Origin of the sequence: Microbacterium azadirachtae, from assembly GCF_000956545.1 — a bacterium.
GTDB lineage: Bacteria > Actinomycetota > Actinomycetes > Actinomycetales > Microbacteriaceae > Microbacterium > Microbacterium azadirachtae.
The window spans coordinates 26,195-48,053 of the sequence record NZ_JYIT01000062.1; the positions used below are offsets into that span (position 1 = coordinate 26,195).

Sequence of the window (21,859 nt, forward strand, 5' to 3'; positions counted from 1 at the left end):
CACACACGATCTGGAGGAGCGCGATGGAACGCGACATCTACGACGAGGATCACGAGGCTTTCCGGGGTCTCGTCAAGGAGTTCATCGGTCGCCACGTCACGAATGAGGCCATCGAGCGCTGGGAGGCGGCCGGCGAGATCGACCGCGCGACCATGCTCGCGGCCGGCGAGGCGGGCCTGATCGGGCTCTCCGTGCCGGAGGAGTTCGGCGGCGCCGGGATGCTTCAGGACTACCGCTTCCGCACGATCGTGATGGAGGAGGTCATCGCGGCCGGAGCCGGGTCGCTGGCCGGCGCGTTCGGGATCCAGGACGACCTGGCCGTGCCGTATCTCGTGCACATGGGCACGCCGGAGCAGAAGGCGAAGTGGCTGCCCCGCATGGCGACGGGCGAGGTGCTCGGTGCGCTCGCGATGACCGATCCCGGCGCGGGCTCCGATCTGCGCGGCATCAAGACCAATGCGAAGAAGGTCGACGGCGGATACATCCTCAACGGAGCCAAGACCTTCATCTCCTCCGGGACCACGGCCGACATCGTCGTCACGTTTGTCAAGACCGGCGAGGGCAACCGCCCCGACGCCTTCAGCCTGCTGATCGTCGAGAAGGGCATGGAGGGCTTCGACCAGGGCAAGAAGCTCAGCAAGATGGGCTTCCACGGCTGGGACACGGCGGAGCTGAGCTTCACCGACGTGTTCATCCCCGACGAGAACCTGATCAGCGGCAAGGAGGGGCAGGGCTTCATCCAGCTGATGATGAACCTTCCTCTCGAGCGCCTCTCGATCGGCGTGGCCGCGGCGGCCGCGGCCGAGGCGGCGACGAAGTGGACCATCGCCTACACCAAGGATCGCGAGGCGTTCGGCGAGCGCATCGCCGACTTCCAGAACACGCGCTTCCGCCTCGCCGACATGGTCACCACGACCGAGGTGATGTGGGCGTACGTCGACCGCGCGCTGCTCGCCTACAAGGACAGCAAGCTGTCGGCCGAGGATGCCGCGAAGGTCAAGTTCTGGACGACCGAGCGCGAGTGGGAGGTGCTCGACACGGGTGTGCAGCTGCACGGCGGCTACGGCTACATCATGGAGTACCCGATCGCGAAGGCCTTCACCGACGCCCGCGTGCACCGCATCTACGGCGGCACGAACGAGATCATGCGCGACCTGGTCGGTCGGCAGATCGCCGGCAAGCGCTGAGCGCCCGACGCACCTTCTCGAACGCCCCTGGACCCACGGATCCGGGGGCGTTCGTCGTCGATCGATCGAGCGGTCTCCACAATCGCGGATCCTGCACAGGTGTGCACCGGTTGCGTTCTCTGCGGACCGCGGGCCCTGCCCGGGCGTCAGGCTGGCCCGCATGAATCCAGAGACTCTGCGCGATCACGCGCTCACGGAAGACGACGACCTCCGCGACGCGGTGGAGCTGCTGCTCCACCGCGCGGGCCAGCGACGGCTGTGGTTGCTCTTCCTCGACGGCCGCGGGCGGCTCGGGGATCCGCTCATGCCGATGGCCGACTACCCGTCCGACCCGCTCGACCCGGTCTCGATCGAGGATGTCGACGACGTCACGCAGGCGCAGGTGCTCGCGCATCGGATCGAGATGCTCCGCGAGCTCACCGGCAACGCGGCCGTCGTGCTCGTGTGGGAGCGCGTCGGCGATGAGACGGTGGGCGGCGAAGGCGACGAGGTCCGGCTCTGGGCCAGGGCGATGCGGCGGCAGGCGTCGTCTCTCGGTCTCCCCCTGCGCGCGCAGCTTCTGCTCCACGAGGACGGTGCGCGGCTGCTCCGCGCCGTCGACGGAGCCTGACGATCGCGCGCATCGCGCGCATCGTGCGCTCGCCGCCTTCGTGTCGACCTGATCGTGCGACGGTGCCACCCCGGATCCTCGGATCCGGGGTGTTCGTCGTCGTCCTGAGGGTGCCCGCGGGAGCGGGAAAAAAGATCGCTATTCAGTGTTGCTATGTACCGGTACTCAGTGTTACTGTCTACCGGTAGTCAACAACACTGAGTAAAAGAAGGAGGCGATCGCGATGGCGAGTCAGATGACCGAGATGCTCAAGGGCACTCTCGAAGGGATCGTCCTGGCGATCCTGGCCGAGCGATCGGCCTACGGATACGAGATCACCACGCGGCTGCGGGACGGAGGGTTCTCCGACATCGCGGAGGGCACGGTCTACGCGCTGCTGGTGCGCATCGAGCAGAGGGGCCTCGTGGACGTGGAGAAGGTCCCCTCCGAGAAGGGGCCGCCGCGCAAGGTGTACTCCCTCAACAGCCAGGGGCGGGATCAGCTCGCCGAGTTCTGGAGGACCTGGAGCTTCCTCGCAGAGCACATCGAACAGCTCCGCCACACCGACAGCAGCACGACCGACACGAATGAAGGAGCCTGACATGGCCGCCAAGTGGATCGAAGCCCTCACCGGGTCCCTCGAGCAGAAGAAGCAGTACCGGCAGTACAAGGCCCGCATCGAGGCCCTTCCCGAGCCCTACGGCACGGTCGCCAAGGCCACGGACCGCTACCTGATGGTCGCCGGCGGCATCGTCGACGGCGATGTCATGGTCACGATGCTCACCGACCTCGCCGATCTCTGGGAGCGCGCAGCGGCCGACGGCACGCCGGTGCGCGACATCGTGGGCGACGACCCGGCAGAGTTCGCCGAGACGTTCGCCCGCGCCTACAACGGCAAGGTGTGGCTCGACAAGGAGCGCACCCGCCTCAACAAGGCGGTCGACGACGCCGCCCGGAAGGAGAAGTGATCATGACCACCACCCTCGCCCCCGCGATCCGCGTGCAGGGCGTCACCAAGGCGTTCAAGGACCTGCAGGTGCTCCGCGGCGTCGACTTCGAGGTCGAGCGGGGCAGCATCTTCGCCCTGCTCGGCTCGAACGGCGCAGGCAAGACCACCCTGGTGCGCATCCTCTCCACGCTGCTCAAGGCCGACGGCGGCACCGCCACCGTGCAGGGCCACGACGTCGCCGCCGCGCCGAACGACGTGCGCGAGTCGATCAGCCTCACGGGGCAGTTCGCCGCCGTCGACGAGGTCCTCAGCGGACGCGAGAACCTCGTGCTCGTCGCGAAGCTCCGTCACCTGAAGGATCCCGGATCCGTCGCCGACGCCCTGCTCGCCCGGTTCTCGCTCACCGACGCGGGCGGGCGCCGCGCGGGCACCTATTCCGGCGGCATGCGCCGGCGCCTCGACATCGCGATGAGCCTGATCGGCAACCCGCCGATCATCTTCCTCGACGAGCCGACGACCGGTCTCGACCCGCAGGCGCGGATCGAGGTCTGGGACACCGTGAAGGAGCTCGCCGACGGCGGCACGACCGTGCTGCTGACCACGCAGTATCTCGATGAGGCGGAGCAGCTGGCCGACCGGATCGCGATCCTGCACGAGGGCACCATCATCCAGAACGGCACCCTCGAAGAGCTCAAGAAGCTGCTGCCCCAGACGACCGTCGAGTACGTCGAGAAGCAGCCCACCCTCGAGGAGGTCTTCCTCGCCCTGGTCGGTCCGTCCGCGGCCGGCGACACCACGGAGGCACGCCCCGTGAACCAGAAGGAGGCATCGAAATGACCAGTCACGTCCTCAGCGACACCGGCACCCTGACGGGCCGATCGCTCAAGCACATCCTGCGCAGCCCCGACACGATCATCACCACCGCGGTGACCCCGATCGCCCTCATGCTGCTGTTCGTCTACGTGCTCGGCGGCGCGATCCACACCGGATCCGACGAGTCGTACATCAACTACATGCTCCCGGGCATCCTGCTGATCACGATCGCCTCGGGCATCGCCTACACCTCGTACCGGCTGTTCCTCGACCTGCAGGGCGGGATCTTCGAGCGGTTCCAGTCGATGCCCATCGCACGTTCGAGCGTGCTGTGGGCGCACGTGCTCACCTCGGTGGTCGCGAACATCGTCTCGGTCGCGATCGTGGTCGGGGTCGCGTTCGCCATGGGGTTCCGCACGGGAGCCTCGGTCGGAGCGTGGCTGGCGGTGGCGGGGATCCTCATCCTGTTCACCCTGTCCCTCACCTGGCTCGCGGTGATCGCCGGGCTCAGCGCCAAGACCGTGGACGGTGCGAGCGCCTTCAGCTACCCGCTGATCTTCCTGCCGTTCATCAGCTCGGCGTTCGTCCCGACGTCCTCGATGCCCGGACCCGTGGCCTGGTTCGCCGAGAACCAGCCGGTCACCTCGATCGTGAACACGATCCGCGCCCTGTTCGCCGGCACGCCGGTGGGATCGAGCATCTGGATCGCGCTCGCCTGGATGGTCGGGATCCTGGTCGTCGCGTACATCGCCGCGATCGCCATCTACCGGAAGAAGATCAGCTGATCGAGCCGCTCCGCTCATGCGAACAGGCTCGGCAACCGGCTCCTCCGAACCGGATCGAACCGCCTTCGGCGCCCCGTGCGCCCGGAGGCGGTTCGAGGCGGTTCGGCCCCAGGCCGCGGCTTGTCCCGTTTCGAAGCGCGCATCTGACCCGATCTCCCCGAGGGATGCAGCCAATTGCGCGCTTCGAAGTCGGCTATGACCGCCAGGTGACGATGAGTATCGCGGCGGAGGCGGCGAGCATCAGGACGATGAAGACGACGTCGCGGGTGCGGAAAGGGACTTCGTGCCGCTCGGTGCGGCTGGGGTAGGCGCCGAAGGCGCGTCCGTCCATCGCCAGCGCCACGCGCTCCGCATGCCGGATCGCGCTCGCCAGCAGCGGCACGATGTAGCCCCAGCCGCGCGCGAGGCGGGCGAACGGGCCCCGCCCTCCGTGCGTGCCGCGCACCCGGTGCGCCGCACGGATCACGCCGAGCTCGTAGCCGAAGCGCGGCACGAACCGGTACGCCGCGAGGGCGGTGTAGCCGATCCGGTACGGCACACGCAGCTGCTGCACCGCGGAGCGCGCCACGTCCGCGCCGACGGTGGTCAGCCCCGGGATCAGGCTGAGGCCGAGGATCGCGGCGAGCCGAAGACCCGTGGCGAGCCCTGCCTCGAGTGCGCCCGTGTACAGCGTCCAGTCCCCGATCCGCAGCGCGGCCGGTGACGCGGAGACCTGACTCGGATCCGTCCACAACGCCATCGCGGCCGTGAGCACGAGCACCCCGGCCGGCACCCCCAGCAGGAGCACGGCCCACGCCCGGCGGCTCAGCCGCGCCCCGGTGAGGACCACGCCGTACGCGAGCGCCAGGAACGCGGCGGGCGTCGCGATGTCGCGCACGAACAGCAGCACGACCAGGGCGGGCACCACGGCCCCGAGCTTCGCGAGCGGGTTCAGTCCGTGCAGCCAGGCCCCCGCCGGATCCGCCGCTCCCGTCCCAGAGCCCGCGCCCTCAGGACGCAACGCAGGAGAAACCCCCGTGTCCGCGTGCTGTGGCCGCGAAGGAGCCGGATTCTCCTGCGTCGTGTTCCGGGGAGGCGCCGAAGGGGGCATCAAGGGAGACGCCGAAGGGTCGGCCGGGGGAGATGCCGGGGAGGGCGGCTCGTCGGCGAGCAGGCCGCGCAGGGGCGGCGGCACGGCCGCGTAGGCCGCCGGGAGCGGGATCCGTCCGTCGCGGACGAGCGCCTGCGTGGGGCCGGAGGCGACGACGGCGCCGTCGTCGACGAGCACCGCGTGCGTCGTGTGCCGCACGACGAGGTCGAGGTCGTGGGTCACGAGCAGGATCGTGGTGCCGTCGGCGCGCAGCTCGCGGAACAGGGCCAGCAGCTCGTCGGTGCGCCGCAGATCCTGTCCGAAGGTCGGCTCGTCCAGCACGAGGATCCGGGGCCGGGCGATCAGGGCGGTGCCCACCGAGAGCCGGCGCTTCTCCCCGCCGGACAGCAGATACGGATGCGTGTCGGCCTTGTGCGCGAGGCCGAACCGGTCGAGCATCGCCGCCACCCGCACCGCGATCTCCTCCGGCGGGGTGCGGCGCAGCCGGAGGCCGTGCGCGAGCTCGTCGAACACGGTGTGCGCGACGAACTGGTGCTCCGGGTTCTGGAACACGAACCCCAGGTGGCTCGCCATCACCCGGGGCGACGCGGTCGCCGGATCGACGTCGTCGACGAGCACGCGCCCTCGGGGCGGTGGGATGACGCCTGCCAGCGCCTGCACCAGGGTCGTCTTGCCCGCGCCGTTCGGGCCGATCACTGCGGTGATCGACGCGGGCGCGATGTCGAGGTCGATGCCGCGCAGCACCGGGACGCCCCCGCGCGCCAGGTCGAGCCCTCGCGCCGTGATGATCGCAGCCGGAGGGCGGGTCTCCGCGTCCGGGGGGCGAAGTCGGTCGGGATCGGGGCGGAAGTCCGTCGAACATCGCTCCTCGAAACGGGACAGCGACGCGGCGAGCTCCGCGGGCGTGAGCGGGAGGGGGAGCGGATCCGCAGCGAGCTCGGGGATCCGCTCGTTCAGCCGTCGAGCGGCGAGTGTCGCGGTCGGCAGCCGCACGCCCAGGGCCACAAGGGCGTCGGCATGCTCGTGCAGGAGCTCCGCGGCTGGGCCGTCGAAGGCCAGCCGTCCGGTGTCGTCCAGCACGATCGCGCGGGTCGCGAGCGGGACGGCGCCGTCGAGGTCGTGCTCCACGAGGACGATCGCGCGTTCGGGGGCGGCGATGCCGGCGAGTGCGGCGTGCACCTCGGCGGTGCCCTGGGGGTCGAGGTTGGCGGTGGGCTCGTCGAGGATGAGCACGGGGGCGGCGGTGGCGAGCGCGGCCGCGATCGCCAGGCGCTGCTTCCCGCCTCCGGACAGGCGATCCGGGTTCTCCTCGCGCCGCGCCCACAGGCCCATCGCGCGCAGCGCCTGCTCTGCACGGGCCAGCACCTCGCCGACCGGCAGGCACAGGTTCTCCAGGGCGAACGCGGCCTCGTCGAGCACGGATCCGGTGACGATCTGTGCATCCGGATCCTGGAACACGGTGCTGACCTGCCGGCTCAGCACGGCGGCCGGGGTGGTCGCCGTGTCGTGGCCGCCGATCGCGACCGTGCCGGTGACCTCGGCCTCGAGGGAGTGCGGGATCAGCCCGGCCAGCGCGAGGGCGAGCGTGGACTTGCCGGAGCCGGAGGGGCCGAGCAGCAGCACGACCTCGCCGGCGTGCACGTCGAACGAGAGGTCGCGCACGGCGGGGGCGCCCGCGCCGCGATGCGTGATCGTGAGATCGCGCACGCGCAGGAGCGGGACGGCGGGCATGGGGTTCCGTTTCGAAGGCGACAGCTTAGGCAAGCCTAACCCGGAGGTCCCGGGGGCCGTCCTCGGCTCCGCGGTCAGTGCGGGGCGACGCCGGCGCGGCGCAGCGAGATCCCGATCCGCAGGCCGATGGCCGTCCAGGCGATCGGGCCGAGCACCGCGAGCGGCAGGTACACGATCCGCGCCCAGAGGGGCAGCTTCTCGAGGTCGACCGCGAAGAACACCACGACCGCGATGATCACGCCGATGATCGCCGCAGAGACGAAGAACCGCCACGCTCCCCACGACCGGTACCGGGTCAGGGCCGCGACGCCCTCCTGGATCAGGCCGAACAGCAGGGCGGTGCCGAGGAACCGCGGGAACCAGATGGGGTTGAAGGCGCTCGCGACGAGGGCGGCGAGCACGTGCGTGAGCAGTGCGACCAGGGGGCGGCGCAGCACCTCCTGCGCGATGATCCCCGGCAGCACGTGCGAGCCCAGCACCAGGCCGTAGGCGAAGGGCGCGCCCGCGATCACGGGGATCGTCACCCAGCCCGCGGCGGCGCCGAGCAGTCCCGTGGCGACCCCGATGGCGGCGCAGACGAGCAGGATCCGCGTAGGCAGCGGGGAGCGGACGGCGGGCACCCGTCCAGCGTACCGGCGGCCCCCGACGCGGCGGTCTCGTGCGGCGCGAGCCTGTCCCCGCCGGGAGCGGTCAGATGCGGCGGCGCCTCGGCATGAGTTGCACCGGGGGGATGGGCGGTGCCGGCACCCGCTCGTCGCCGTGGCCGACGACATGGCCGAACCGGTCGGATCCGGCCTCCCAGTCCTCGCGTGCCAGGGCGATCTCGTCGTGGCTGCGCGCGGCGAAGTTCCACCACATCACGAGATCCTGCTCGAACGGCTCGCCGCCGAGGAGGAAGAGGAGTGCGCCGCCGTCGCTGCCCACGATCGCGCTCTGGCGGGAATCGCCCAGGAACAGCACGTCATCGGCGGAGAGGGCCGTCTCGTTGAGGTCGGCGGCGGACACCCGGGCGTCGCCGTCGACGAGCACGAGACCGTGCTCCCAGGCGGGGTCGAGCGGCAGGGCGACGCGCGATCCGGGCTCGAGGCGGATCTCCGCACCGACGATCGGCGTGTAGGCGGTCGCCGGCGAGGCGACCCCGGCGTACGTCCCCATGACGACGGTGACGTCGGCGTCGGATCCCCGCTCTGCCGACAGTGCGAGCCCGGGCAGCGACAGGTGCTGCTCGAAACCAGGGGATCCGGTGGCCGCGCCGTCGGGCAGCACCACCCAGAGCTGCAGGGCGTCGAGCGGGCCCGCCTCCTCGCCCACGGAGTACTCCGAGTGCGCGATGCCGTTCCCGGCCGTCATGAGGTTCAGCTGTCCGCGACGCAGCACGACGTCGCTGTCGAGGGTGTCGCGGTGACGGATCTCCCCCACGAGCGGCCAGGTCACGGTCTGCAGGCCGATGTGCGGATGCGGCTCCACGCGCATGCGCACGTCCGCCGGGCCGAACCGGTCGAGGAAGCACCAGGCGCCGATCGTCGGCACGTCCTTGCTCGGCAGGGAGCGCATCACGTTCATCGCGCGCACGCCGCCGAGGGGCACCTCGCGCGCCTCCAGCACGACCGCGCGCGGCCCGTGCAGGGTCATTCCGCGCTCTCCGCCGCGGCGGGCGCGGAGGGGAAGCGCACCTTCGCCCCCGGGACCTCGTGCGTGCGCAGGTACTTGTTGATGTACGGGCAGTAGGGCACGATCGTGTCGCCCGACGCGACCGCGTCCGCGAGCGCTCCGGCCGCGAGCTTCGAGGCGAGCCCCTGACCCTGGAATTCCGGATCCACCTCGGTGTGCACGAACAGGATCATCCCCGGCCGGCGCTGGAACTCGGCGAACCCGGCGAGGGCGCCGTCGCTGGTGATCTCGTAGCGGGACTCGGCCTCGTTCAGGGTCACGGCGGTCTCGGGCATGACGCTCCTTCGTGCAGTGCGGCGGTTCGCGTCCAACCTACGCCCGGCGGCGCACCCCGGGTCGCGCCTGTGGACAGCCGCCCGAGGTGTCGGCGCACCTGGTTACCCTGGAGGCATGCCCCAGAACGATCCGCGAGACCCCTATGCGGATCTGCCGTGGTCCGACGCGCCGCTCGACGACCCGTACGCCGACCTCCCGTACGCCGACGAGCCCTGGGACGCCGCACCTCCGCCCGAGGAGGGGGAATGGGCCGGATCTCCGGGGGCCGTCCCGCAGGGCAGCTTCGCGCCGCCCGCCGCGCGGCGCCCGTCCTCGGAGCCGGCGACGCCGGCGCCGAGCCGGTTCGCCACTCCGCTCGAAGCGCTGCGCACCGTCTACGGATACGACGCGTTCCGCGGCGACCAGGCGGCGATCATCGATCAGGTCGTCGACGGCGGCGACGCCGTCGTGCTCATGCCGACCGGCGGCGGCAAGAGCCTCTGCTACCAGGTCCCCGCGCTGGTGCGCGAGGGCACCGGCCTGGTGGTCAGCCCGCTGATCGCCCTCATGCACGACCAGGTCGACGCGCTGCGCGCCAACGGCGTGCGCGCCGCCTGCCTCAACTCCACGCAGAGCGCGGCCGAACGGGCCGAGGTCGAGCGGGCCTATCTCGCGGGCGACCTCGATCTCGTCTACGTCGCGCCGGAGCGCCTCTCGAACGCGCAGACCCTGCAGCTCCTGCAGCGCGGAGCGCTCAGCGTCATCGCGATCGACGAGGCGCACTGCGTGTCCCAGTGGGGACACGACTTCCGTCCCGACTACCTCGCCCTGGGCGGTCTCGCCGAGCGGTTCCCGGGGGTTCCGCGCATCGCGCTCACGGCCACCGCCACCCGCGAGACGCACCGCGAGATCACCGAGCGCCTGCAGCTGCCGAGCGCGAAGCACTTCGTGGCCAGCTTCGACCGGCCGAACATCCAGTACCGGATCGATCCGAAGATCGACGTCCGCAAGCAGCTCGTCGCCTTCATCCGCAGCCAGCCCGCCGGATCCGCGGGCATCGTCTACGCGCTCAGCCGCTCCTCGGTGGAGCAGACCGCGGAATTCCTCCGCGCGCAGGGGCTCGACGCGATCCCGTACCACGCGGGGCTCGACGCCGCGACGCGTGCGGCGCACCAGTCGCGGTTCCTCCGGGACGACGGCGTGGTCGTCGTCGCCACCATCGCCTTCGGGATGGGGATCGACAAGCCCGACGTGCGCTTCGTCGCGCACGTCGACCTGCCGAAGTCGGTCGAGGGCTACTACCAGGAGACCGGTCGTGCGGGCCGCGACGGAGAGCCTTCGGTCGTGTGGATGGCGTACGGGCTCGGCGACGTGGTGCAGCAGCGCCGCTTCATCCAGCAGGGCGACGGCGACCGGGTGATCAAGCAGCGCCAGAACCAGCACCTGGACGCGATGCTGGCGCTGTGCGAGACGGTCGACTGCCGCCGGCAGAACCTCCTCGGCTACTTCGGCCAGGCCTCCGAGCCGTGCGGCAACTGCGACACCTGCCTCACGCCGCCGGACAGCTGGGACGGCCTCGTCCCCGCGCAGAAGCTGCTCTCCACGATCGTGCGCCTGCAGCGCGAGCGGCGCCAGTCGTTCGGCGCCGGGCACCTCATCGACATCCTCCGCGGCGCGTCCACCGAGAAGATCCGCAAGTTCCGGCACGACAAGCTCGCGACCTACGGGATCGGATCCGACCTCACCGACGCGCAATGGCGCTCGGTCGTGCGGCAGCTGCTGGCCCAGGGGCTCATGCAGGCGCAGGGCGAGTACGGCACCCTGGCCGTGAGCGAGGCGAGCGGCGGCGTGCTCGCCGGCACCACGCCGGTCAAGCTGCGCCACGACGTGGTCACCCGTGCCGGGGCGTCCGGGGCGCGCGCGACCAAGCGGAGCGCCGCCGACGCGCTCGCCGAGGGCGACCGGACGCTGTTCGAGGCGCTGCGCACCTGGCGGGCGCAGACCGCCCGGGAGCAGGGGGTGCCCGCGTACGTCGTGTTCGGGGATGCGACCCTGCGTGCGCTCGCCGAACATCGTCCCGCCCGTGCCGAGGACCTGGTCGGCATCAGCGGCATCGGGGAGAAGAAGCGCGAGGCGTACGGCGAGGCCGTGCTCGAGGTCATCGCGGCCGAGGGCTGAGCGCCCGCGTCACCGGTCGCGCTCGAGGCGCCCGACGGGGCGTCCTGTGGGGAGGCGACAATCGGCCGGATCCTCGTCGCCGGGATGGATTGGCGGATCCGCACAGCCCGCTTCGCTCCCCGTTGTGCCAGACCTACCATGAAGGCATCCCAAGAAACCTCACGAGAGGATCCTCATGGTCGACGCCGCCCTTCGCACGAACACCGCGAACAGCACCCCGGACGACTCCGCGACGCACATCGATGTCGACGCCGTCGGAGAGCTGCTGCTCGGCACCTGGGCGGGCACCCGTCGTGAGGCCCGCGAGATGATCAAGGATCCGGCGTTCTGGCGCGACGACTCCCTCGGCAAGGACGAGCACCGAGAGCGCGTGCTGAGCCAGATGCACCTGCTCGTGCAGAACAAGGCCGTGCACCGGGCGTTCCCGAAGCGCCTCGGCGGCGAGGAGAACAACGGCGCGAACATCGCCGGCTTCGAGGAGCTCGTGGCGGCCGACCCGAGCCTGCAGATCAAGTCGGGCGTGCAGTGGGGACTCTTCGGATCCGCCGTGCTGCAGCTCGGCACCGCGGAGCACCACGACCGCTGGCTGCCGGGGATCATGAGCCTGGAGATCCCCGGCGCGTTCGCGATGACCGAGATCGGGCACGGCTCCGACGTCGCCTCGATCGGGACCACCGCGACCTACGATCCCGAGACCGAGGAGTTCGTCATCAACACGCCGTTCCGCGCGGCGACCAAGGAGTACCTCGGCAACGCGGCACTGCACGGCGTGGCGGCGACGGTGTTCGCGCAGCTCATCACGAACGGCGTGAACCACGGCGTGCACTGCTTCTACGTCCCGCTCCGCGGCGAGGACGGCATCGACCTCCCCGGCGTCGGCCGCGAGGACGACGGCCTCAAGGGCGGCCTGAACGGCATCGACAACGGACGGCTCAGCTTCGATCACGTGCGCGTGCCCCGCACGAACCTGCTCAACCGGTACGGCGACGTCGCGCCCGACGGCACCTACTCGAGTGCGATCGACAGCCCCGGCCGCCGCTTCTTCACGATGCTCGGTACGCTGGTGCAGGGCCGCGTCTCGCTCGACGGTGCGGCGTCGTGGGCCTCCGCGCTCGGCCTCTTCATCGCGATCACCTACGCCACGCAGCGCCGCCAGTTCAACGGCGCGAGCGGCGAGGAGACCACGCTGCTCGACTACGGCAAGCACCAGCGCCGGCTGCTGCCGCGCCTGGCCACCACGTACGCCCAGCTGTTCGCTCACGACGAGTTCCTGCAGAAGTTCGACGGCGTCTTCTCCGGGCGCACGGACACCCCGGACGACCGGGAGGACCTGGAGACCCTCGCCGCGGCCCTCAAGCCGCTGTCGACCTGGCACGCCCTGGACACGCTGCAGGAGTGCCGCGAGGCGTGCGGCGGCGCCGGGTTCATGTTCGAGAACCGCTTCGTCGGCCTCCGCGCCGACCTCGACATCTACGCCACCTTCGAGGGCGACAACAACATCCTGCTGCAGCTCGTCGGCAAGCGGCTGCTGACCGACTTCGCCCGGCAGTTCAAGGGGGCGGACGCCAAGACGCTCGCGAAGTACGCCGTGGGGCAGACGGCGGGCAAGGTCTTCCACGGCGCCGGGCTGCGTCAGTTCGGCCAGGCGGTCGCGGATCTCGGATCCACGGCGCGGTCGGTCGAGAACGGCCTGCGCGCCGAGCAGCAGCACGAGCTGCTCACCGACCGCGTGCAGCAGATGGTGGCGGACATCGCGGGACGCCTGCGTGCGGCGGGCAAGGACAAGGTGCTCGGCGAGAAGCTGTTCAACGAGAACCAGGCCGAGCTCATCGAGGCGGCGCGCGCGCACGGCGAGCTGCTGCAGTGGGAGGCGTTCACCGACGCCCTCGGCCGCATCGAGGACGAGCAGAGCCGGACGGTGCTGACCTGGCTGCGCGACCTGTTCGGCCTGCAGCTCATCGAGAAGCACCTCGCGTGGTACCTGATCAACGGGCGCCTGTCGACGCAGCGCGCGGCCTCGGTCTCGCGCTACATCGACCGCCTCTGCGCCCGTCTGCGGCCGCACGCGCTCGACCTCGTGAACGCGTTCGGCTACGAGCCCGAGCACGTGCGCGCTCCGCTCGCCTCGGGTGCGGAGCAGATGCGCCAGGACGAGGCCCGTGCGTACTACGCCGCCCTCAAGGCCTCGGGTGAGGCGCCGGTCGACGAGAAGGCGCTGAAGAAGGCGCGCCAGCTGTAGCGCACCCCGCGGCGCGCGGCGAACGCGGGAAGACAGCCGCACCGCGAGTGTGATGGGATCGACGCATGAGCCTGATCGATCCGGACGTCACGGCGCCAGGGCCTCGGTCCTGGGAGACGAACGCGGTGACGCCCGCGATGGTCCTGCGACTGGTCCTGTGGGGCGTGGTCCTGGCCGGTGCGGCCGTCGTGGTCGGCTGGGGGCTCACCCGCGGTGCCGCCACGGGATTCTCCGACGCGCCCGGTGAGCAGGACGAACCGGCCACGGCGGCGACGATCATCGCGAGCTTCCCGCTCCTGGTGGCCCTCGGCGGATGGGTCGCGGGAGCCTCCCGGAACCCGCGCCTGCCCGGCTGGGCGACCGCCGTCGGCATCGCCCTGCTCGGTGCGGCGACCGGACACGCGGTCGCGGCGCCGCCGCCGCGCATCCTGCAGGAGCCGGCCATCGATGCGGTCACCGTCGGGCTGGGCGTCGCCGCGCTCGCCCTCCTGGTGCTGGGGGCGGTCTTCCGTCGGACCCGGGTGCGTCGCGATGCCGCGCGCAGGGCGCTGGTGCGCAGCACGCCCCCGGTGACGGGAACGGTGACGAATCCGGGGAACATGGAGTTCGACGATGACGAGGGCTCGGCGACGTGGATCGTCACCGGGGTGTCCTACGCGTTCCGCGACGCCTCTGGCACGGAGCGCCACGTCACCCGGACGGCGACCGTGCATCGCGACAGCCCGATCGTGATCGGCGAGGAGGTCGACATCTGGTACGACCGTCAGGATCCGTCGAACGAGGACCTGCTGGTGATCCGTCGGCGCGGGTGAGACGTCGTCGGCCGGTCTGCGCGGCGACCGGTGTGGGATCGGGATCGAGCCGTATGTCGACGGTCTCGCCTAGCCTGGTCGTCATGACGACGCCTGCCTCCGACGACCGCGTGCGCTGCTCCTGGGCCGGCGACGACCCGGAGTACCGCCGGTATCACGATGAGGAATGGGGAATGCCTCTGCACGGGGATCGCGCGCTCTTCGAGAAGATGTCGCTCGAGGGCTTCCAGGCGGGCCTCAGCTGGATCACCATCCTGCGCAAGCGTCCGCGGTTCCGGGAGGTGTTCGCGGGGTTCGATCCGGAGGTCGTGGCGGAGTTCGGCGAGGACGACATCGCGCGGCTCATGGCGGATCCGGGCATCATCCGCAACCGGGCGAAGATCGAGGCGACCATCGGCAACGCCGCGCTCGTGCGGGAGATGGCCGACGGCGAGCTCGACGCGCTGATGTGGTCGTTCGCCCCTGCCGCGATCCGCGGTGCACGCCCGCGGACCATGTCCGAGGTCCCCGCGGTGACCGCCGAGTCGGAGGCCATGAGCAAGGCTCTGCGCAAGCGGGGATTCCGCTTCGTCGGCCCGACGACGATGTACGCGCTCATGCAATCCGCCGGCATGGTCGACGACCACCTCGAGGGGTGCTGGCGCGCGGCATGAGATCCGCGGGCCGGGTCAGGACGCGGGATCTGCTGCTGAGGAGCCGGGGTCCGCTGCCGCCTCGGGCTTGCGGAACACCCGGCGCATGTGGTCGCTGGTGAGGAAGTCGGCGACGCCGATCATGATCAGGCTGAACACGATCTGCTCGGTCACCATCCACGCCGGGTAGAGCCCGGGGATCGCCGCCATCACGAGCGTGATCACGGGGAAGATCTGGGCGAAGAGTCGCAGCCGCTGATACGCCCAGCGCCAGCCGAGGGCGGCGCGCCAGGCGAAGTAGAAGAGCGTGGCCGTCATCGCGAGCACGATGAGCGCCCGCATCCACACGGCGAACGGCACGGCGGCCATCGACCCCGCCTGCACGGCGATCACGACGGCCACCACGACCGCGGCGACGCCGATCACGAGCTCGAGCGCGAGCAGCCAGAACACCCAGCGGAAAGCGCGGACGGTGCGCTCATGGTCGCGGTCGGACTCGACGATCTTCTCGTGCGCGTTCCGGCCGCCGGCGATGCGGTCCACGCGCAGCAGCAGCGGCTCCGCACGCCGGAGGACAGGGTCGAGGAACATGCTCCGAGCGTACGTCGCGGGCCTATGCCCGGAGCCCGGATCCGGGCCTCGGAAGGCGAAATCGATCGAAGGATGGATGGGTAGTCCTCCCCATCGCGGCTCCCAGACTCGCGGTTTACACTCTTACAGTCCCCTGACAATTGCTCATGGGACGGCTGTATCGCACTTTCGGGGGGAAATTCGTGCTGAAGTCGTTCGCCTGGCTGCGGATGCGTCCGAAGACCCTCGCCTCGGTCGCCGGAGTGACCGCGGCGGCTCTCGCCGTCACCGGAATGGCGTTCGCCTACGAGGGCAACCCGACCGCGGAAGTGGATCTGCACGACGGCGGCGTCTGGCTGACGAAGACCTCGAGCCTCCTCGTCGGGCACTTCAACAACGAGTCCCGCGTGCTGGACGGCGGGCTGCGCACCGGCGGGGAGAACTACGACGTCCTCCAGTCGGGCGGCACCGTGCTCGTCACCGACCGCTCCGCCTCCACGCTGACCAGCGTCGACCCCGCGCGGGTGGTGCTCAGCGACGCCGTGCTCGTGCCCGGCGGGGCGAAGTCGGCGCTCGGCGGCACCACGGTCGCGATCCTCGACCCCGAGGGCAAGCTCTGGGTGCGCCCGGCGTCGTCGCTGAGCGGCTTCAAGGCGGCGAGCACGAAGCCGACCGCCACCCTCGGCAAGGACGCCGACGTCGCGGTCGGCAAGGACGGGACCGTCTACGCCGTCTCCGCCAAGGACCAGAGCATCGTGACCGTGCACGTGGACGAGCAGGGCGAGCCGCAATCCCCGTCCACCGAGAAGATCGAGCTCGCCGCGAAGGCCAAGCCCACGATCACGGTCGTCGGCAGCACCCCCGTCGTGCTCGACGCCGAGGCCAAGACCGTGTTCGCCGCCGGCCACCGCACCGCGCTCGACGGTGCGGACGTGAAGAGCCTCGACGCCGCCGTGCTGCAGCAGCCGTCCGCCGAGAGCACGTCCGCGGTGCTCGCCACCGCGGACGCCCTGATCTCCGTGCCGCTGGACGGATCCGCGCCGACGGTGCAAGATCCGGGCGGGACCGGGGCGCCCGCGGCGCCCGTGTTCCTGAACGGCTGCACCTACGCCGCCTGGGGCGGATCGGCGAAGTTCCTCCGGGACTGCGTCGGCTCGGACAACGACCTCAAGACCTCGATCGAGGGCGCCGAGAGCAGCTCCACCCTCGTCTTCCGCGTGAACCGCGACGTGGTGGTGCTGAACGACACCGCGAGCGGCGCCGCCTGGATGGCCACCGACAACCTGCAGCGCGTCGACAACTGGCAGGACATCGTCCCGCCGGAGGGCGACACCGAGAAGCAGGACGAGACCACCGACGACCAGGTCGAGACCACGCTGCCCAAGCGCACGCCGGAGAACACGGCGCCCGTCGCACACGACGACGAGTTCGGCGTGCGTCCAGGACGCACCACGATGCTGCCCGTGCTCGACAACGACACGGACGCCGACGGCGACGTGCTCGTCGCCTCGCTCGCCCAGCAGCAGCCCTCGATCGGGGAGGTGCAGCCGATCAACAACGGCGGCGCCCTGCAGATCGCGGTCCCGGAGGACGCCACCGGCTCCGCGTCGTTCCAGTACCAGGCCGACGACGGCCGAGGCGGCAAGGCGATCGCGACCGCGACGGTCAGCGTGCACGACTGGAGCGTGAACGCGCCGCCGAAGCAGCGGCGCACGCCCGCGCTCCTCGTCGAGGCCGGCGGCACCGTGACGTACAACGCGCTGCCCGACTGGATCGACCCCGACGGCGACGACGTGTACCTCAAGGACGTCGAGGCGGCCCCCGGCGACCAGGTCGACTTCACGCCGGACGGCCAGCTCACCTATCGCGCGGTGGCGAGCCTGCCCGGACGCAAGGAGATCCGGATCCAGGTCGCCGATGCGATGGGCGAGCTCACCAGCGGCACGATCCGCCTGGACCTGCGTCCCGCGGGAACCACGGAGCCCAAGACGAACGCCGATCACTACGTCACGCGCGCCGGCGAGCAGGTCAAGGCCACCCCGCTGCTGAACGATTCCAGCTCGGGCAAGGAGCAGCTGCGCCTGACGCGGGTCGACGAGACGCCGGGCGCCGTGATCACCCCGAACTTCGCCGAAGGCACCTTCACCTTCCAGTCGCAGGTGCCGGGCACCTATTACATGCAGTATCTCGTCAGCGCCGGGCCGAACGCCGTGCCGGGCCTCGTGCGCGTCGACGTGCTGGACAAGACGGCCGAGGCGGCGCCGCCGATCGCGGTGCGCGACGTGGCGCTGCTGCCCAGCGGCGGCGACGTGCTCGCCGGCGTGCTGAACAACGACATCGACCCCGCCGGCGGGATCCTCGTCGTGCAGTCCGTGACGGTGCCGCCGCACAGCGGCGTGGCCGTGTCGGTGCTGAATCACGAGACCCTGCGCATCACCGACCAGGGCAACCTCGACAAGGAGGTGCGGATCAGCTATCGCATCTCCAACGGCTCCAAGACGGCCGACGGCGATGTGATCGTGATCCCGATCCCCGCGCCCGCGAAGCTCGACCCGCCGACCGCGAACGACGACACCGCGGTGGTGCGCGCGGGCGACGTGGTGACGATCCCCGTGCTCGCCAACGACAAGCATGCGCCGGGCACGACCCTGCACGTCGCGCCGAAGCTCGTGGAGCCGCTGGTGGACCCCAAGTTCGGCGAGGCGTTCGTCTCGCAGGACACCGTGCGCTTCCGGGCGGGCGACACGCCGCGCACGGTCTACGCGACCTACGAGGCCGTGGACTCGAACGGCCAGAAGGCGGCCGGATACATCACGATCCAGATCCTGCCGGTCGATGAGAAGACCAACACGGCGCCGCGGCCGCACGACATCACGGTGCGCGCGCTGAGCGGCACGAGCGTGCGGATCCCCGTGCCGCTGGACGGGCTCGACGCCGAGGGCGACTCGGTCGAGCTGGTGGGGCTCGACTCCGCCCCGAAGCAGGGGCACGTCACCGAGATCGGCTCGAACTACCTGACCTACGACGCGTTCGCCAAGACGAGCGGCATCGACACCTTCACCTACAAGGTGCGCGACCGCCTCGGCAAGGAGGCGACCGCGACCGTCCGCGTCGGCATCGCCCCGGGAGCGAACATCAACCAGGCGCCCTACGCGGTCAAGGACTCGATCGTGATGCGGCCGGGCCGCACCGTGGCCGTCGCGGTCCTGACGAACGACTCGGATCCCGACGGCGACACGATCGGCCTGGTCAAGAACGGCATCGAGGTGCCGCCGGGGGTGGACGGCCTCAAGGCGACCGTGTCGGGCGACCGGGTGCTCATCACCGCGCCGAACCGCCCGCTGCAGACGTCGGTGCAGTACACCGTCTCCGACTCGCGCGGCGCCACGGCCACGGCGCCGGTGCAGATCACGGTCGCCGAGGACGTGCCCCTCGTCGCGCCGATCGCGCGCGATGACCGCATCCAGGCCTCCGACGTCAAGGGCGAGAGCCTGCAGGTCGAGGTGCCGGTGCTGGACAACGACGAGGATCCGGACGGCACGGTCGACGCGCTCAAGCTGAGCGTCTCGGATCCCACCGCGAAGGTGATGCCCGACCGGAAGATCCAAGTCACCGTGACCGACAAGCGCCAGCTGGTGCAGTACTCGGTCACGGATCAGGACGACCAGACCGCCTCGGCGTTCATCTTCGTCCCGGCGCTCTCGGAGCTCGCCCCGACGCTGCGCTCGACCAAGCCGGTCGAGGTCAAGAGCGGCGAGACGATCGACCTCCCGCTCTCGAAGTACGTGGCCGTGGCCGGCGGCGGAGAGGTGCGCATCACCGAGGCGGGCAAGGTCAGCGCGGTGAACAGCAACGGCGCGCCGCTGCTGAAGGACGAGCACACGCTCGTCTACACCTCCAAGCAGGGCTACTTCGGCGACGACGCGCTCACCTTCGAGGTGACGGACGGCACCGGGCCCGACGACCCCAAGGGGCGCAAGTCCACGCTGAGCCTGCCGATCACGGTGCTGCCGCCGGACAACCAGCCGCCGGCGTTCACGAACGCGCAGGTGTCGGTCGCCCCCGGCGAGGAGGCGCAGAAGGTCGACCTCGCCGCCCTCACGAAGGACCCCGATCCGGGGGACGCGAAGAAGATCAGCTACAAGATCACCGGTCAGCCCGAGAACGGCATCAAGGCGAGCCTGGACGGCTCGACCCTGAGGGTGGAGGCGGATCCGTCGACGCCGAAGGGGTCGGGCTCCACGGTGCAGCTGAGCATCACCGACGGCAAGACCGACCCGGTGTCCGGCACCGTCGCCGTGACGGTCGCCGCGTCCACGCGACCGCTCGCCGTCGCCAACGAGGACACCGTGCCGCAGGCGGATCAGGGCAAGTCCGTCACGATCCCGGTGCTGCAGAACGACGTCAACCCGTTCCCGGACAAGCCGCTGAAGATCCGCTCCGTCGACGTGCAGACCGGCGACGCCGACGGCGCCTCGGTGCAGGGCGACAAGATCGTGATCACCCCGTCCGCCAAGTTCGTCGGTCAGATCGTGGCGTCGTACCGGATCCAGGACGCGACGAAGGATCCCGACCGTGAGGTCGACGGGCGCATCGTCGTCACCGTCCAGGGCGTGCCGGATGCGCCGGGCGCTCCGCAGGTGACCAGCGTGCAGGACCGCACCGTGGTGCTGAACTGGAGCCCGCCGTCGAACAACGGCGCCGAGATCACGGGCTACACGGTGCGCGCGACGAGCGGCGGCAGCTACACCAAGCCGTGCACGTCGACGACGTGCACCCTGGACGGGCTGACCAACAACGTCGAGTACACCTTCGCGGTGACCGCCACGAACCGGGTGGGCGAGGGCAAGCCGTCGCCGACGTCGGCCGTCGCGCGGCCCGACGCGCGTCCGGACACCCCGAACCCGCCGACCCTGAAGTTCGGCGACAAGTCCCTGGCCGTGTCGTGGACGACGCCGACGACCCCCGGATCCCCGGTGTCCTCCTACAACCTGGAGATCTCGCCCGCCCCGCCGAGCGGCGTCGCGACCAAGACGGGCGTCACCGGCAACTCGCTCAAGTGGGACGGGCTGGAGAACGGCGCGAACTACCAGGTGCGCGTGCAGGCGGTGAACCGCGCCCCCGAGCCGTCGAGCTGGTCGGGCTGGTCGGCGTCGGAGATCCCCGCCGGTCCGCCGACGGCGCCGGGGACCCCGCAGGCGCAGAGCGCGCCCTCGGTGGGAAGCCAGTCGCAGATGAACGTGACGTGGACGGCGGCCGGCGCGAACGGCGACGCGATCTCGAGCTACGACCTGCAGGTGATGCAGGGCGGATCCGTCGTGCGCACGATCAGCGGGATCCCGGGCAGCACGCTCAGCCAGGCCGTGAGCGTCGGCAACTCGACCTCGGACTACACCTTCCAGGTGCGTGGCAACAACAAAGCGGGCGCCGGCGCATGGTCCGCCGTCTCGAACGCGCAGCGCGCCTTCGGGCAGCCGGGCGCCACGACGATCACGAGAGCCGACGAGGGGAACAACAACATCTACGTCGAGTACTCGCTCGCGGACGCCAACGGTGCGAGCGGCTCCGAGATCCGCTACGAGTATTCGACCGGCAGCGGCTGGAACCGCAACTGGGACGGACACAGCATCCCCGCCGCCAACAACGGCACCTACACGGTGTCGGTGCGCGCCTACTCGGTCGTCGGGGGCCAGGAGTCGCAGCCGGGTGCCGCCGGCTCCCGGGGCAACCTCCGGCCGTACGGGCCGATCGGGGACCCCACGGTCAACGCCAGGAACAACGGCCAGAGCATCACGTTGTCCTGGAACGCCCCCGCGCCGAACGGACGTCCGGTGACGATGAAGATCAGCGTCGACGGCGGCGGCTGGGAGTCGGTGGCAGACAGCGGCTCCCGGACGGTCGGCAACGGCTACGACCAGACCCACTCGATCAGGGCGCAGGCGTTCACGAGCATCCCGCAGCAATCGAACGTCGCATCGGACCAGGCCAAGACCGACAGCCCGCCGCCGCCGCGCGTGTGGGTGACCGAGGGCGGCGCCGCCGGCAGCGGCTGCGTCAACGGCTGCCGCTACTTCGTCGTGAACTGGCAGAACCTCGGCATCGGCACGTACAGCGTGACCTGCCACTCCAGCGTCGACGGGCAGATCGGATCCGCCAGCTACCGGATCAACTTCAACGGGGCGGGGTCCCAGCAGCTCGGCTGCTGGAAGGGCCGCGACGGCGTGGACGTCTGGATCGACATCATCGGATGGGGCGGATCCGTGGACACCGAGAAGAACTTCTGGCCGAGAGGCTAGCCGCGGTCTCACCGCGGCCGGCCCTCCCCAGACACACACCCCGAGCTCAGAGGAGCACACAG

The 21,859-nt window shown here is 70.7% G+C and carries 16 protein-coding genes; 11 read left to right on the forward strand and 5 right to left on the reverse strand.

Annotation, left to right across the window (positions count from 1 at the left end):
* Positions 1-23: 23 nt before the first annotated feature.
* The 6 genes from RL72_RS04525 to RL72_RS04550 all read left to right on the forward strand — a co-directional run bounded on the left by RL72_RS04525 (position 24) and on the right by RL72_RS04550 (position 4,323).
* Complete coding sequence (locus RL72_RS04525; RefSeq protein ID WP_045249625.1) at positions 24-1,187, forward strand: acyl-CoA dehydrogenase family protein; 1,164 nt, start codon at positions 24-26, stop codon at positions 1,185-1,187.
* Positions 1,188-1,347: 160 nt separating this feature from the next.
* Positions 1,348-1,797, forward strand: a complete 450-nt coding sequence (locus tag RL72_RS04530; RefSeq protein ID WP_045249626.1) for a hypothetical protein — start codon at positions 1,348-1,350, stop codon at positions 1,795-1,797.
* 223 nt (positions 1,798-2,020) lie between these two features.
* Positions 2,021-2,377 (forward strand): PadR family transcriptional regulator, encoded by a 357-nt coding sequence (locus RL72_RS04535; RefSeq protein ID WP_045249627.1) that lies wholly within the window; start codon positions 2,021-2,023, stop codon positions 2,375-2,377.
* A 1-nt stretch (position 2,378) separates the two neighbouring features.
* Entirely contained in the window at positions 2,379-2,744 is a 366-nt protein-coding gene (locus RL72_RS04540) for a DUF1048 domain-containing protein (RefSeq protein WP_045249628.1), read from the forward strand.
* 2 nt (positions 2,745-2,746) lie between these two features.
* Positions 2,747-3,562 carry an ABC transporter ATP-binding protein gene (locus tag RL72_RS04545; protein WP_045249629.1) on the forward strand — a complete coding sequence of 272 codons (816 nt, stop codon included), beginning with the start codon at positions 2,747-2,749 and terminating at the stop codon, positions 3,560-3,562.
* Positions 3,559-4,323, forward strand: a complete 765-nt coding sequence (locus tag RL72_RS04550; protein WP_045249630.1) for an ABC transporter permease — start codon at positions 3,559-3,561, stop codon at positions 4,321-4,323. Before RL72_RS04545 ends, RL72_RS04550 begins: the two co-directional genes overlap by 4 nt.
* A 193-nt stretch (positions 4,324-4,516) precedes the next feature.
* Here RL72_RS04550 and RL72_RS20340 read toward each other — a convergent pair whose 3' ends face one another.
* From RL72_RS20340 to RL72_RS04570, 4 genes are all read right to left on the reverse strand, one after another.
* Positions 4,517-7,144: an ATP-binding cassette domain-containing protein gene (locus RL72_RS20340; RefSeq protein WP_082072069.1), complete on the reverse strand. Its 2,628-nt coding sequence runs from the start codon at positions 7,142-7,144 to the stop codon at positions 4,517-4,519.
* Positions 7,145-7,218: 74 nt separating this feature from the next.
* Positions 7,219-7,764 carry an ECF transporter S component gene (locus RL72_RS04560; RefSeq protein ID WP_045249631.1) on the reverse strand — a complete coding sequence of 182 codons (546 nt, stop codon included), beginning with the start codon at positions 7,762-7,764 and terminating at the stop codon, positions 7,219-7,221.
* 70 nt (positions 7,765-7,834) lie between these two features.
* A complete protein-coding gene (locus RL72_RS04565; RefSeq protein ID WP_045249632.1) occupies positions 7,835-8,776 on the reverse strand; it encodes a pirin family protein in 942 nt (313 codons plus the stop codon).
* The gene (locus RL72_RS04570) at positions 8,773-9,090 is read right to left on the reverse strand and encodes a GNAT family N-acetyltransferase (protein WP_045249633.1); all 318 of its coding nucleotides are present in this window, start codon (positions 9,088-9,090) and stop codon (positions 8,773-8,775) included. The genes RL72_RS04565 and RL72_RS04570 overlap by 4 nt, the downstream gene beginning before the upstream one ends.
* A 115-nt stretch (positions 9,091-9,205) precedes the next feature.
* On the opposite strand from RL72_RS04570, the gene recQ reads away from it, so the two are divergent.
* The 4 genes from recQ to RL72_RS04590 all read left to right on the forward strand — a co-directional run bounded on the left by recQ (position 9,206) and on the right by RL72_RS04590 (position 14,952).
* A complete protein-coding gene (recQ, locus tag RL72_RS04575; protein WP_045249634.1) occupies positions 9,206-11,248 on the forward strand; it encodes a DNA helicase RecQ in 2,043 nt (680 codons plus the stop codon).
* A gap of 175 nt (positions 11,249-11,423) precedes the next feature.
* On the forward strand, positions 11,424-13,487 hold the full coding sequence (locus RL72_RS04580) for an acyl-CoA dehydrogenase family protein (RefSeq protein WP_045249635.1): 2,064 nt from the start codon (positions 11,424-11,426) through the stop codon (positions 13,485-13,487).
* A gap of 65 nt (positions 13,488-13,552) precedes the next feature.
* The gene (locus RL72_RS19060; protein ID WP_052674184.1) at positions 13,553-14,299 is read left to right on the forward strand and encodes a DUF3592 domain-containing protein; all 747 of its coding nucleotides are present in this window, start codon (positions 13,553-13,555) and stop codon (positions 14,297-14,299) included.
* A gap of 83 nt (positions 14,300-14,382) precedes the next feature.
* Complete coding sequence (locus tag RL72_RS04590; protein ID WP_045249636.1) at positions 14,383-14,952, forward strand: DNA-3-methyladenine glycosylase I; 570 nt, start codon at positions 14,383-14,385, stop codon at positions 14,950-14,952.
* Positions 14,953-14,967: 15 nt separating this feature from the next.
* Here the strand turns inward: RL72_RS04590 and RL72_RS04595 are convergent, their stop codons facing one another.
* Positions 14,968-15,522, reverse strand: coding sequence for a hypothetical protein (locus RL72_RS04595; RefSeq protein ID WP_045249637.1), 555 nt, complete (start codon positions 15,520-15,522; stop codon positions 14,968-14,970).
* 182 nt (positions 15,523-15,704) lie between these two features.
* Between RL72_RS04595 and RL72_RS04600 the strand changes: the two genes are divergently transcribed.
* The gene (locus RL72_RS04600; RefSeq protein ID WP_248700371.1) at positions 15,705-21,797 is read left to right on the forward strand and encodes an Ig-like domain-containing protein; all 6,093 of its coding nucleotides are present in this window, start codon (positions 15,705-15,707) and stop codon (positions 21,795-21,797) included.
* Positions 21,798-21,859: the final 62 nt, after the last annotated feature.